A 14,115-nucleotide genomic window follows, 5' to 3' on the forward strand; every position below is an offset into this window, starting at 1 on the left:
ACGCTCGTCCCTTATGCCTTGCTGACGTTTACACCAGCAACGTTCCAGACAGACTGTCCTGTGCCGGCTTCATAACCAACAGTCAGCAGCTCCATGACGTTTTCGCCTTTGCCTTTGCTGAACTCATCAAATGCGGTGTGACCAAAGCCCATCAGCACTGCGATGGTGTTTGGCATAACGCCTTCAAAAATGTTCACACGGGCCTGGATGCTGCCACTGTTATTGCTGAGCTTAATACGGTCGTGTTTTACTACGCCAAGCTCGCGTGCTGTTGCACCGTTCATAGCAACGTACATTTCGTTTTTCTGGAGTTCCCAGCGACGAATTGTTTTGTTGTTGTATGGTGGAATAGCAGTGTTAGGGGTACCGATGTTAAGCTTCTGCACAGGGGCGATGCTCAGTTTTGCAGCTTTCGGTGCAGCAGCAAGTGCTTTACCGATAACGTCTGCGGCGAGGCGCAGATCGGACTGCTCTACAACAGCATCGCTAGTGAAGAATTCGCCTTCCATCAGGCTATCCCAATCAGCACCTGCAGCTTCTGCTTTTGCCTGAAGAATTTCTTCAAAAGTAGCAAAGCCAAGGTCCATGTTGAGCTTGCCAGCAACACTCAGAAGAACGTCAGCAGCAGGTTTGCCATCGATCGCGCATGGCGCAACTGGACGGGCAAGACCGTAGAATGCCTGATTGATGCCGTATGGAGTTTCCACGTCATCAAAACGTTCAAGACCGAGTGGGGTAGGCAGAACAAGGTCACAAGCTTTCGCAGTTTCATCAAGGAAGCTGGTGAAAGCCACTTTGAATGGAACCTTGTCCATAACTTTAGCCATAGCTGCAGGCTGAGGCAGACCGTAAACAGGGTTTGCTTCGTAGAAGACCATTGCACGCGGGGTACCAACTTTACCAGCACTGATGCGGGAAAGGTATGCCACGAGGTCTTTTTCAGCAATTTCGTTACGATCCATACCGGAAGCAATAACTTTCGGTACTAAAGGAAGAGCTTTTACGCCGCCTTCGCGACCAAAGCTACCGAGCAGCATGTTAACCGCGGTGCCAGCGAGAACAGTTGCAACGCCTGTGCCCTGACCGAATTCAGAACCGGTAAGAACAACTGGACGCTGAGCTTTTGAAAGCTCTGTTGCAATAGCTTTAAGCTTTGCAGGAGCAACGCCTGTGAGTGATGCAACTTTCTGCGGAGTGTACTGAGCGGCAAGCGCTTTGAACTCTTCAAAGTCAGGTGCACCAACTGTAGCGCCGGATTTGATGAGCAGGTTTGCAATGCCCATTGCAAAGACTGCTTCTGTACCGGATTTTGCTGGTAACCATTCGTCAACGCCTGCTGCAGTGTTGTTCTGCACAGGGCCTGCGTAAACGAACTTTACGGTTGGTTTCTCTCCAGCAGGGTGGGACTTTTTGTATGCAGCGCGGTTGCGAAGCACGGTGCCCCAGGACTCAAGAATGTTAGCACCGATAGCGAAAACGTAGTCGCTGTTTTCGATGTCGTAGCCAAGCTGGCCTTTGCCATTCATGCTGGCAAATGCACGTGTTGCTGGCTGAACCTCGGAAGGCATAACGTAGAACTCTTCGGAACCACTTTCTTTCGCCATACCGGAGAGAAGTTCGTTGATTGTACCGGTTTCGTCACCGGATACATATGCAACCTTGGAACCTGCTCTTCTGAGGTTTTCTTTGAGCATTTTTTCTGCTTCTTCCCAGGAAATCGCAACATAAGCACCGTCACCGGAACGCTTAAGTGGACGCTTTACACGGGAAGGAGAGTACATAAGCTGAACTTCTGCTGCAGCGAGGGCTGTGATGCCACCCATGGAAAGAGGGTGGTTATCATCTGGAAGAGCACGTACAGGACGGTCTCCAACCAGACGGATTTTCATGCCCGCAGCGGAAGGACATAATTTACTGATTGTTGAAACGTAGGAGTTTTCACCGTCTACGTTTCGTGGAATCCAGGACCAGTTCTGAGTCCAGATACTCGCGTCATCAAGGAGTTTCCAAGGTACGGGAGTAGCCAGAACACCAGTGGTGGCGCCTGCAACAAACTTAAGGAATCCTCGTCTATCTACTGCCATTGCATACTCCCCTTTTACTTATGGCAGACGAAGCATGCGTTGCTGGAACGGGTAACGCCATAGTGCTCTGGGTGAGCATGGCAGCGTTCACATTCCCACATCTTCATGGTCTGCTTGCTGTACTTGGTCAGCTTGTTTTCATAGTAAGTCGGGGCCTTGTCCATGTTTGCCACATCAATGTGACACTGGGAACAGAGCTCAGTTTCTGTGAATTCATGACATGCGTTACATGATTCCATAGAATGAGCTGCATGACTGAAGAAGACGTTGTCTGGCTGTGCCTGGTAAACACGCCACTTAACTTCTTTACCGGTTTCCACATACTCCTTGATGAAGCGTGCTTCTTCCGGATCTTCCCCGAGTGGTTCGTCGCTGTGACATTCAGCACAGCTCTCAGTTGTTGGAAGGCCGGCAAAAGTGCCGTCTTCACGGAAATAATGGCACGCAGAACATTCCATTTCTGCGTCTTGAATATGCACCTTATGGCTGAAATTAATAGGTTGTTCCTGTTCTGAGAAAAGCAGTCCAGGGAAAGCCCACCAACCAAAGATGAGTGCCACTACCAGACCTACGAAGAACGGGGCCGCGCCGCCAAATTGGCGTGACGTACTGTTCCCGTCGGCAGGATGTAAAAGCCTCTCCTCCATAACCCTTCGCCTCATAGCTGGTTTAAAATATTGAAAAAAAGCCCACATTACCACACCCCTGTGTCTACTTCTTAGGGGCAATTGCGTCAAGGTGAAATATTTCACGAGCGGTAACTAACCCTTCTGAAACGTACACATTAAGCGGATGCGGCGTATCCATTAACTGTGTTTCTAAAACATAAAAATAAAGTTTTTGGTACTAAAAAAACTACGGAAACCTGACTGTTTGAAAGTCCAAACAAGATTTTTTTTAAATAAAAATAAAGTGGTTAGGTGTATAAATGGAGTGGGTTAGTAGTGTTTTTGGCTTTGTGCAAAAAATATTTAGTTTATGAAACAGCTGGTTGAAAGAACGTTTTGGAGTTGAGCCTAGTTAGTCGATAAAACTTACATTAAAATAAATTTTATCGGTAAATGTCGTATAATAAGAAGATTTTTTTCTGAAGCTGTGATACTGGAGAGTGTGATTTCGTGTATATGTGCAAGAAGCGGGAGCGCATATGAATAAAGAAGTTAGAGAATACGGTTCGTTGCTGAGTGCTAGAACAGGGAAAAACTGTTGTGTGTCTGAACCGGTTGATTTCACTACAGCGATAGAAAAAATAGTTGAGCTGGAAGCGTATGCAGCACAGCTTGAGTTAGAAGCATCGGCAGCAAAGCGAGAAGCTTCGCTGCTTAAGGATGTGTTGCGTGCAATTCCTGCTGATACAACGATCTATAATTCGGATGGAGACGTGTTGTTTTCGACCAGCATTTCGACGGAGACGTCGCAGGTTGTGACAGGGCGCAGCTATTGTTTGCTTGATCGTGATTACGAGCAGCATACACAGCAGGCTCATCCTATGGAGGGAGACCTCCCTATAGATAATGAAGGCTACTCAGGTGGAGAGTATCGTACTGTTCAGCATATTCCGTTTCAGTCCGAAAAGGGTGATTCGTTACTATTAAAATATACGAATGAAATCTCGCACGAGTTTGAAATGACGCGTGAATTAAAGGCTGCCAAAGATGCTGCAGAGGCTGCAGACAAAGCAAAGAGTGAGTTTCTTACAACCATGAGCCATGAGATTCGAACTCCAATGAACGGCTTACTTGGTATGTTAGATCTCGCATTGGATACTGAGCTTGATGCAGAGCAACGGGAATATCTTGAGGCGGTAGAAAATTCAGCAGAATCTTTGCTTGTTTTAATTAATCAAATTTTAGATTTCTCAAAGATTGAAGCTGGAGTGTTGGAAATTGACAATCAGGCGTTCAGATTACGAAAGCGTCTTTCAGCGTTGCGTACAATGTTCTTCCATCGTGCTGAGGAGCGTTGTCTGGGGCTTACCTTTACTGTTCCTGATGATGTTCCGGATGTGCTTGTCGGCGACTTTCCCCGCATTCGACAGGTTATCGTTAACTTGCTTGATAACGCATTGAAGTTTACCGATGGTGGTTCAGTCCGGTTGGCTGTCGAATTGGTGGAACTAAAAGGAGACTGTGCACAGTTACGCTTCTCTGTAAAGGATAGCGGAATAGGTATTCTTAAAGAGCATCAGGAAGCTATATTTGAGCGTTTTGTTCAGTCTGATAGTTCTGTATCCCGTCAATATCAGGGAACAGGGCTTGGTTTGGCCATTTGTCGGAAGCTAGTCGAACTAATGGGAGGAACCTTGGAGGTATCCAGTGTTCCCGGTGAAGGTGCAGAGTTCTTTTTCGTACTTTCATTCCAGCTTGGAAAGTTAAATGAGCGTGGAGAGGTAGCAACGCGTGAGACTGCCATGGCAAAGCCTGTGCTTGGTAGTTCAAAGAAAGTTCTTGTAGTTGATGATAATGTAGTAAATCTAAAGTACATGGATATCTTTTTGAGAAAGCAAGGGTTTGAAGTCGAACTGGCTACCAATGGTGTTGAAGCGTTGGAAGCGATGAAAGAAGAGGCTTATGATTTGGTGCTGATGGATATAGCCATGCCACAGATGGACGGTCTTGAAGCCACACGAAGAATTCGAGAATCAACTTCGCTCAAAGTTCGATCAGATGTGCCTGTAGTGGCTATGACAGCACATGCGTTAAAAGGTGACAGGGAAGCTTTTCTTGCAGCCGGAATGAATGAATATGTTGGAAAGCCTATTAATCCTGATAACTTATTGCGTGTTTTGTTTGGGCTTCTAGAATCTTCAAAGTCTGTTTCAAGTTAGTGTCAGGATAAAAAATTAAAAAAAATGCGATAAGTGCTTGCGCTTTGAAACGGAATTCTCTATACAGACCACCTCTGCTTCGCAGAGAGTCTTACAACAGAATACGGAGAGGTGGCAGAGCTCGGTTGAACGCGGCGGTCTTGAAAACCGTTGAAGGTTTGCGCCTTCCGGGGGTTCGAATCCCTCCCTCTCCGCCATGTAATTAAAGCCCTTACAGTGAAAGCTGTGAGGGCTTTTTTGTGTCCAATGACTGAGATTAACCGTAAGCTTCCTTTAAAAAGATACAAGTCAAAAATAGAGTTTTCTGGCACAACACAGCTAGGAAAAATTTATGAAGAACTCACGATTTGCTGAGACTCAGATTATTGCAAGGCATTAAGGTAAATGACAGTTGTCGCGCACATGGGATTCCAGATGCCACGAACTATAACTGGAAATCAAAATACGTCCGGCAGCAATTTCAGGCTACCGGACGTATTTGTTATGAAGTCTGGTGTGTAACCCTATAAATTAGGGAATGAGCACCAAAGGACTGCCGAGTACTAGCACCAACACACGTAATACTAACGGGCAGGTTCTGTTACAGCAGCACTTCTCGCAGATTCACGAGTCTTATCGGCAAAATAATTTTTAGTTTCTTTAACAATCACGGGAGACAATAAAAGCAGACCAATGAGGTTTGGGAACGCCATCAAACCGTTAAACAAATCACAAAGCAGCCACAGGAAATTCAATTCCATCACAGCACCAACACCGATACAGGCAATATATACCAAGCGGTATGGTAGAACAGCACGTTCGCCAAACAAAAATTCAATGGATTTTTCACCATAGTAACACCAGCCGAGAATGGTGGAGTATGCAAATAGCGCCAGCCCAATGGACACAATATAATCGCCGCCCACCAGCAAGGACTTAAAGGACATAGCGGTCATACCTGCACCAGTAGCACCGCTGGACCACCCACCTGCAATAATTATTACCAGGCCATTAAGCGTACAGACGATCAATGTGTCGATGAAGGTCTGTGTCATTGAAACTAACGCCTGCCCAACGGGGTGGCTTGTTTGTGCAGCAGCAGCTGCGATTGGAGAGCTACCAAGACCAGACTCGTTAGAGAAAACACCACGAGCCACTCCCATGCGCACGGCAAGCATAACACTGGCACCGGCAAAGCCGCCTGTTGCAGCCGTAGGATTAAACGCCTTCTCAAATACCAGTGCGAATGCACCAGGCACCTGATCTAGATTCATAAACACGATGAGCAGCGCACCGGCAATGTAAAATAAAATCATGATAGGAACGAGTACGCCGGTAACACGGCCGATGCTCTTAATGCCGCCAATAAGCACCACTGCACAGCTAATAAGCAGAACAGCACCGGTAATCCATTCCGGAACCCCAAAAGAGGTTTGTAGTACATCGGCTACAGAGTTGGATTGCACCATACTACCGGTACCCAGAGCAGCGATGGAAGCAAAAACGGCGAATGCAGCCCCAAGCCACCATTTATTCAATCCGTTGCTGATGTAATACATTGGGCCACCGTTCATTTCACCATTGGCATCTACTACACGGTATTTAACAGCCAGCACGGCTTCGCCATATTTGGTAGCCATGCCCAGCAGACCGGATACCCACATCCAGAACATGGCGCCGGGGCCGCCAATGGCCAGAGCGGTAGCAACACCGGCCACGTTACCGGTACCAACAGTGGCGGAAAGTGCTGTCATGAGAGCCTGGAAGTTGCTGATATCGCCTTCCGCTCCCTCTTCTTTACGCTTTACCAACGCCAACCAGAGGGAATAAATAAGCTTGGTAAATTGGATACCTCGCAGACTAAGCGTAAGGAACACCCCTGTGCCGATAAGCATAATAAGCATGGGCGCACCCCAAACAAAGCCACTGAGGTCACTAACAAACATCTGCAACTGAGAAAAAAATTCCATGTTAAACCTGCTTTTTAGATAAAGAATGACAGCAGACAGCCCAACGGCTTTCTGCACAAACGAAAATAGGAATATAGCGCCACCTAAAATCGTTACAGGGACCCTTAATAAGGTAAATAACATGCTAAAAAAATAAAAAAAAAGAGGTTGAACAAACAACCATCATCAAATTCATCAGCAGTACAACACCCCTCATTGCACAATCACAGGGAATAGCACCACAAGCCGCTTATAAAAGAGTGCAAAAAAAATTAGTATATGATCGCACAATCTATTTTGTAAGATAAAAGAGGGGTTGAAGTATTTATATAATGAAAACGATGAGATGGGTCGTTTTTGAATCGCAACACTCTGTAAAAAAAGAATCTGCAAGGTAGACAATGTGAATTTGTATAGGCTGCCCTGTTTCTCATGCTGGCATTTTAAGAGGTTCAAAATATGTAGAGCTTTTACAAGAATCTTGAGGGTGATCACCCAATCAAGAATTTCCCATTGCTTTTGGTCGGTTATGGGTACATTGCCAAAAATAACTTGTAACAAAACGTTAGTTTTTTTGAGTGATTCCTTTTGTAAAAAACAATGGGTTAGCGATTGTTGTTTTCGGATGAAACGGCTGCCCCAATGGGTCTTCCTCCCTCTCCGCCATGATATTAAGCCCTTACAGTGAAAACTGTGAGGACTTTTTTTGTGCCCAGCGACTGAGATTAACGAGTTTGTCCAACCTCTTATATTTAGGATTGCGTGAGCTTCTCCTAAAGAGACACAACTAAAAAATATGGGAAGTTTACAGAGATGCTGTCAACAGATGATGTGTACGCTTTAAATCAGTGGTACGTATAGTTAGAACCCCGTTTAGAAAGAATCCTGCGGTGACTAGATATGTCTTCTCTGTATCAATCATGAGGAGAAGTTATATGCGTAAGGTATCAGCGATGAGCACAGAAGAATGGTTACGACGTGATGTGATGAAGTCTGTGACAGATCATATCAACAATGTTCCGAGAAATAGTTCTCGGAATCAGTCTATGTCGACAGAAGAGTATTTACGTAACGATGTCTTTGGACAATCCGCAAAACATTCTGCAATTGAACGAGGTGGTGCGATTGCGCAACGTGGTGCAGATGACGTTAAAGATATCACGCCATCCACTGCACTGAAGTTTCAGCAGGAACAATTCATAACTAAGACAGGATATACATTTGGGCGAATGGAACTGCATCGTAATCAAGAGGGACAAGTAGTAAGCCGTTCAACAACATTTGAAGATAAAACGATAATAGTAGAATATAGCTATGACCAAAAAGGGCGTTTAAATAATGTAATGCAAGACGGCCTTTGTACTGAGCGTTACAGATATGGTTCTCGTGGCGAACGGTTACAGGAATTAAATGGAACCAGATATGTTTATAACCACTCATCTCAGCTAGAACAGTTGATTTCTCCAAGAGAACGAATCTATTTTTCATACGACGAAAGAGGAAATCTTATTGAAAAGCGTTCTGGTGCGGGTATTACTACATATTGCTATAATAGTTCAAATTTATTGAAAGAAGTCTGCTTGCCTGATGGGCGATGTATTCAATATGGATATGATCCATTGGGACGCCGTGCAATTAAACTTGTTAATGGTGCAATATCAGAAAAGTATTGCTGGAAAGATATGTTGCGGATGGAAGCTGCCTGTACTGGCGAAGATAAGGAGCACATTGTGTTCAAATATTCAGAAAAAGATACTGAAGAGCTCCATCCGACATCACTTATGTGTAACGGGAAAGAATATTTCTTGGCATATGACCATGTTGGAACATTGTTAGCTGTTGCAGATGAGTTAGGGCGAGTGCTACATGTTGAAGAAACAGATAGCTTTGGCAGAAGGTTGTCGCAACATAAGCTCGCTCACGTTGCTATGTTGAGTTTCGGCGGAGGGCTGTTAGATGCCGATACTGGTTTGGTTCATTTCCTATTCCGTGATTATGATCCGTCAACGGGGCGCTTTATTCAGCAAGATCCATTAGGGTTGCGAGGCGGTGATGCTGATGTATATGGATATTGTTTGGATGATCCTGTTAATTTGATTGATCCGATTGGTTTGTTTGGGCTGACTAATGATGAAAGAAAAATGATAAATGGAAAGACCCGTGGTTGGGCTCACATTATGAAACAGTTAGCGACGTTGTTGACATCTTTACCAGACAGGGCTTCTGTATTTGCTGATGTATTAAAAAATGTACTTCCATCGAAGGATGAAAGAGATGAGCGAGATAATCCAAAAGATGAAGTACATAACGAAAGTTATGAAAGAAGGGGTGAATACAAAGAGCATCGAGGAGTTCCAGAAGAATCATATCCGAAGTTGTCGTTGTTGTAGGAGTTGACAATATGAAGAATAGATTTTGGACTGTATTGGCTTTTATTATTTGTTTTGCTTATATTTTATACCAACTAGGTGCTCTTTATTTATTATGGCAATCCTATGAGTATGTAATGCCACCAGGCGGCGTTACATACGCTGTCTTTGTGTTGCTTACTTTTTTGACATTGTTTCTTCCTGAACAAGTGCGAACATGGGCAACATCGATGAGTATAATGGGTACCAGCATATTATTTTTTATAGCAGGCTGTATCCTTCAAGACTTTGACCCTAGTATGTTCATTGTAATTATTGGACATGTATTGGTTGCTTTATTTGTATTTCTGGCTTTTAGGCTGGCTGCTACGATACAGACAAAAGGTATGTAATTTGTTTTAAGTGAAGTTCAAATAACATTCATCCATATAATACCTTCATGCATCCAAAAGGTTTTTACCATCCCTGCCATATCGTTGGTGGGGATTTTCTTGATTCCGCCTTCGTAAAGTAACAGAGGGCGGGGGAGTTGAAGGCACCTCAGTATATGGATATTGTTTGGATGATCTTGTTAGTTTGATTGATCCGATTGGTTTGTTTGGGTTGACTAGTGATGAGAATGCTTTTTTACACGAAGAGTTATTGGAATGGGTCAGTGGTGTTATGACCATTGGCAAGTCTCTTGTAGTTGATTTGCCATCAAGATCTGGAGTTATAGCTAATACTCTAAAATATTTTATCGAACCAAAACGAAATGGAGGAAACGGAATGCGCGAAAGCTTTGGGCGAATTGACAGTGATGGAAATTCATTTCGTGGTCGATGAGTAAGTTTTTAGAGAGATGAAATAGGATAGGGTATGAAGCAGATTGCAAGAATTGCAGGGTACTTGACGAGTGCTGGGTTTATTCTATGGATCATAAAAGCTATTCGTTTTAAGTTAGAAAAAGATGGTGGTGAGTTTGGATTGATAACGCATGTGAATATGGTGATTGTATTGTTGAATATTGTTTTTCTGTTTTTGCCATATGAAAAAATGCGTTTTTTGGTTCCAATAACTGTGTCGTTCAGTGGGCTTTATTTCCTTGCTCTCTGTGCGATGTTAGGTCTGTATACTACAACAACTTGGCTTGTGGTGGGACATAGCTTTTTCTTTGCGATAGTCATTTTTTTCATGTTTTTTTTGGGTCGTGAGAAAAATATCTGAGGTGGTTTAGATAAGGCGTGTTTTGATCTTACTAATTGATTTTTATGGCTATGATAACGAAATGTTAACTCACGCCCTCCCCCCTTAAAATTTATTCAAGTGTCCCACTGTCCCTCTATCTAGTAGACGGGGCAGTGGGACACTCTCATGTTTTGTTCTTAATCGCTGAACAGTTGACTTGGATTTACCGTTTCTTCTGCGAACTATCGGATTGAAAAGCCGTTTGCAAAGTGCTTCTTAAAGTCGTCTTTTTTTGTGAAGTAGAAGCCGATAAATCATCCGTCTGACGTTTCTAGCTCTGCATACACAAACGATTCATCCTCATTCAGGTAGGGAACCTTTCCGTTACTCCATGCGAGAATAGCTTTAATAATACGTTTGGAAGCGCGTCCGTCCCCAAATGGGTTTCCGCTTTTTGCAATTTGTGCTGCACGTTGTGTGTCCCCAAGTATTTTTGATGCCTGCTTAACAATCTTTTCTGTATTTGTGCCCACGATGTTTGAAAGGTTTACAGTAAGCGCTTCAGGGCGTTCTGTTGTTTTGCGCAAAACAAGGACAGGTACCCCAAATGTTGGTGCTTCTTCCTGCACTCCTCCCGAATCACTGAGAACCAGTGAAGAGTGTTTCATGGTTGATATGAAATCAAAGTAGTTTAAAGGCTCAATGATGTGGATTCGTTTATGTTCTACGATACTATTGAAAACGACATCACGCACCTTTGGATTTTTGTGTATCGGGAACACAACTTCCACATCGTTAAAGAGATACACAAGTTCGTTGATGGCAGCACAAATGTCCGCAAGAGGTTTTCCCCATGATTCACGTCTGTGTGCTGTAACAAGGATTACTCTATTGTGATTTGTAATAGCTCGAGAGACTTCCTCAGGAAGATCTGTGACCTTACTGGTGATGCTGTATAATGCGTCGACCACAGTATTGCCTGTAGTTACAATTGTTGAGGGGGGAATACCCTCTGACAATAGGTGGTTACGCGCAACATAGGTTGGGGCGAAGTTAAGGGTCGCGATTGCGCTGATGAGTTTGCGATTCGCTTCTTCAGGATATGGATTCATAAGGTCGCCGCTACGAAGTCCTGCTTCAACATGCCCGACTGGTGTTTGCCGATTGAAAGCCGCGAGTGCTCCGGCAAAAGCGGTTGTAGTATCGCCTTGAACCAAAAGAAGATCTGGATCAGCCTGTTCTAATAATCTGTCCATTCCCTTAATGGCTTTGTATGCAATGTCGTTAAGACTTTGGTTCTTTTTCATAAGCTTCAGGTCAACATCTGGTGTTAATTCGAAAAAGGAAAAGACCTGTTCTAGCTGAGAATGGTGTTGTCCTGTTGAGATAAGGTGCGTTTCTATGCTTGGAACTGCGGAAAGCCCCTGTAGAAGTGGTGCCATCTTAATGGCCTCAGGTCTTGTTCCTACTACAGCAGAAATTTTAATCTTTTTTTGTTGTTGCATAGTGTCACCTCTTCCTGATGCCTAATTGGGAACTGTCCATTGTTCTCGTAATGCATTTGGTAAGCCACAATTTTTATTAAGCTATGGTGTGACAGTGCATAACAAATAGATTCTGTTTACTCCTCAGCATCAGAAGCATTCTACGACTATCTGATAGAAAGTTCTTTTGTATCTATGATGATGCTGTTGAGATTTTGTGAAGGTTTCTGGATACTGAAACGTATGAGGCTGTAAAAACATCATCTATGGTGATGCAGACGGTTTTTTACTTAAAGAAAAAGGCTCTCTTCCCCGAACATTTTTGCGGATACATAATGTTCATACTCCTACGAATGTAAGTACTCAGAATATGGAAAGGCCATGTAGGTGTGCATGTTGCTAAGTCAAAAGTGGACGCAGCAATAAGAAAAAACAGCAGCATACATATTCTAACAGAAATACATAGCGCTATAGAGTAATGCTTTGTTAATTTGACGCTAAGGCTCATTAATAAGCATATGCCACCCCTAAAAAACGATGTGAGTTGTTTCTCTCTTGATTTCGTGAAACACGTTGAGACACAAGGTGTGAAACACGTTGAGACAAGCTGATCTCTTTTCTTGCGCTCCCATACGATTTGGTGCATGGAGTCCGAGCCGACCAGCTTCCCTTGGTCGGCTTTGCTGTTGTTAACGAGCAGAATCGCATTTCAGGGAGCACCTTCTGGGCAAGGTGCGGCATTCCGTACTGGGACTGTGCGGAGCTTTGAGGTGAGGAAATGCGGTGACTGTTACGTAAGGAGGATCTTGTTGTGAGCAAGGGATTTCTTGAGCGTATGTTCAAGCTGTCCGAGCATGGCACTACTGTAAGCACAGAAGTGACTGCGGGCCTGACTACTTTTATGACTATGGCGTACATTCTGGCTGTTAACCCTGCTATTCTGGGAGCTGCTGGAATGGACCCTGCTGCGGTGTTTACTGCATCTGCAGTGTCCGCAGTTGTTGGTACTTTGATTATGGCGATTTTTGCAAACCTGCCATTCGCTCTTGCGCCGGGCATGGGTTTGAACGCATTCTTCGCATACACCGTAGTCCTTACTATGGGCTACTCCTGGCAGACTGCGCTGACCGCAGTATTCCTTGAAGGTGTGATCTTTATTATTCTCACTGGTACTAACATCCGTGAAGCAATTGTTAACAGTATCCCTGTAAATTTGAAGCGCGCTATTTCTGCCGGTATCGGCTTCTTTATTGCGCTTATCGGATTTAAGAGCGCGGGTATTGTTGTTCCTTACGAGCCAACCCTTGTTACTGTTGGTAACATTGCTTCTGCGGGCCCAATGGTTTGTATCATCGGCCTCATCATTATCGGCGTGCTTTTCTCTAAAAAGGTGAAAGGTGCACTGCTTATTGGTATGCTCGTAGCAACTGTTGTTGGTATTCCTCTTGGCGTAACCGACCTGAGCACTTTTAGCACTGACCACCTTTTCAGCATTCCAAGCCTGTCTCCGCTCTTTATGCAGCTGGACTTCTCCAATGTATTCTCTTTGGACATGCTTATTATTCTCTTTACCTTCCTGTTTGTTGATATGTTTGACACAGTTGGTACCCTTATCGGTGTTACCGCTAAAGCAAACATGCTCGACGAACGTGGTCGTGTTCCAAATGCAAAACAGGCTCTCTTTGCAGATGCTATCGCAACCACCGCTGGTGCTTGTCTTGGTACTTCCACTGTTACTACCTTCGTGGAAAGTGCAGCTGGTGTTGCTGAAGGTGGCCGTACCGGTCTTACCGCGCTCACTACTGCGGGTATGTTTGCCCTTGCACTGCTTGTTGCCCCTATCTTTCTCGTAATTCCTGCTCAGGCAACTGCACCTGCACTCATCACTGTAGGTATGTTCATGATGAGCCCGATCCGCGAGATTGATCTTGACGACTACACCGAAGCAATTCCTGCTTTCCTTTGTATCGTTATGATGCCTTATACCTTCAGCATCGCAGAAGGTATCATCTTCGGTCTTACTTCATATGTAGTACTGAAGCTTCTTACAGGCCGCCGTTCCGAGATTCCTAACCTTGCTTACATTCTCGTAGGTCTGTTTGTTCTGAAATTCATGATGCACTAACCCTGCATCACCATTTTCAGTCGATAGAAAAATCAAAAGCCCCTTGCGTTACGGCGCAAGGGGCTTTTTAGTTTTTATTACTCGTAAAGACATAGCCTTATCATAGGTTTTCTCTGCTTATATTGGGATAG

General features: G+C 44.3%; 11 protein-coding genes and 1 tRNA gene. 8 read left to right on the forward strand and 4 right to left on the reverse strand.

Annotation, left to right across the window (positions count from 1 at the left end; genetic code table 11):
• Positions 1–11 precede the first annotated feature (11 nt).
• Together qrcB and qrcA are read right to left on the reverse strand one after the other, a co-directional pair.
• A complete protein-coding gene (qrcB, locus tag BUR09_RS07140; protein WP_074216253.1) occupies positions 12–2,084 on the reverse strand; it encodes a menaquinone reductase molybdopterin-binding-like subunit QrcB in 2,073 nt (690 codons plus the stop codon).
• Between the two features lie 14 nt (positions 2,085–2,098).
• Positions 2,099–2,731 carry a menaquinone reductase multiheme cytochrome c subunit QrcA gene (gene qrcA, locus BUR09_RS07145; protein WP_074216254.1) on the reverse strand — a complete coding sequence of 211 codons (633 nt, stop codon included), beginning with the start codon at positions 2,729–2,731 and terminating at the stop codon, positions 2,099–2,101.
• Between the two features lie 500 nt (positions 2,732–3,231).
• Here qrcA and BUR09_RS07150 point away from each other — a divergent pair, with 500 nt between their 5' ends.
• From BUR09_RS07150 to BUR09_RS17180, 3 genes are all read left to right on the forward strand, one after another.
• The gene (locus tag BUR09_RS07150; protein ID WP_074216255.1) at positions 3,232–4,911 is read left to right on the forward strand and encodes a response regulator; all 1,680 of its coding nucleotides are present in this window, start codon (positions 3,232–3,234) and stop codon (positions 4,909–4,911) included.
• 105 nt (positions 4,912–5,016) lie between these two features.
• Positions 5,017–5,108: transfer RNA gene (locus BUR09_RS07155), tRNA-Ser, on the forward strand.
• A gap of 150 nt (positions 5,109–5,258) precedes the next feature.
• Positions 5,259–5,420: a transposase gene (locus BUR09_RS17180; protein ID WP_407645269.1), complete on the forward strand. Its 162-nt coding sequence runs from the start codon at positions 5,259–5,261 to the stop codon at positions 5,418–5,420.
• 54 nt (positions 5,421–5,474) lie between these two features.
• Here BUR09_RS17180 and BUR09_RS07160 read toward each other — a convergent pair whose 3' ends face one another.
• Complete coding sequence (locus tag BUR09_RS07160) at positions 5,475–6,860, reverse strand: alanine/glycine:cation symporter family protein (protein ID WP_074216256.1); 1,386 nt, start codon at positions 6,858–6,860, stop codon at positions 5,475–5,477.
• Between the two features lie 914 nt (positions 6,861–7,774).
• Between BUR09_RS07160 and BUR09_RS07170 the strand changes: the two genes are divergently transcribed.
• The 4 genes from BUR09_RS07170 to BUR09_RS07185 all read left to right on the forward strand — a co-directional run bounded on the left by BUR09_RS07170 (position 7,775) and on the right by BUR09_RS07185 (position 10,414).
• Positions 7,775–9,229: an RHS repeat domain-containing protein gene (locus BUR09_RS07170; RefSeq protein ID WP_074216258.1), complete on the forward strand. Its 1,455-nt coding sequence runs from the start codon at positions 7,775–7,777 to the stop codon at positions 9,227–9,229.
• A gap of 11 nt (positions 9,230–9,240) precedes the next feature.
• Positions 9,241–9,600: a hypothetical protein gene (locus tag BUR09_RS07175; RefSeq protein WP_074216259.1), complete on the forward strand. Its 360-nt coding sequence runs from the start codon at positions 9,241–9,243 to the stop codon at positions 9,598–9,600.
• Positions 9,601–9,766: 166 nt separating this feature from the next.
• Positions 9,767–10,033, forward strand: coding sequence for a hypothetical protein (locus BUR09_RS07180; protein ID WP_074216260.1), 267 nt, complete (start codon positions 9,767–9,769; stop codon positions 10,031–10,033).
• Between the two features lie 33 nt (positions 10,034–10,066).
• Positions 10,067–10,414, forward strand: a complete 348-nt coding sequence (locus tag BUR09_RS07185) for a hypothetical protein (RefSeq protein ID WP_074216261.1) — start codon at positions 10,067–10,069, stop codon at positions 10,412–10,414.
• A gap of 275 nt (positions 10,415–10,689) precedes the next feature.
• Here BUR09_RS07185 and wecB read toward each other — a convergent pair whose 3' ends face one another.
• Positions 10,690–11,880 (reverse strand): non-hydrolyzing UDP-N-acetylglucosamine 2-epimerase, encoded by a 1,191-nt coding sequence (gene wecB / locus BUR09_RS07190; RefSeq protein ID WP_074216262.1) that lies wholly within the window; start codon positions 11,878–11,880, stop codon positions 10,690–10,692.
• 790 nt (positions 11,881–12,670) lie between these two features.
• Between wecB and BUR09_RS07195 the strand changes: the two genes are divergently transcribed.
• Positions 12,671–13,984, forward strand: coding sequence for an NCS2 family permease (locus BUR09_RS07195; protein ID WP_217694174.1), 1,314 nt, complete (start codon positions 12,671–12,673; stop codon positions 13,982–13,984).
• Positions 13,985–14,115 lie beyond the last annotated feature (131 nt).

This window comes from Halodesulfovibrio marinisediminis DSM 17456 (assembly GCF_900129975.1).
GTDB lineage: Bacteria > Desulfobacterota > Desulfovibrionia > Desulfovibrionales > Desulfovibrionaceae > Halodesulfovibrio > Halodesulfovibrio marinisediminis.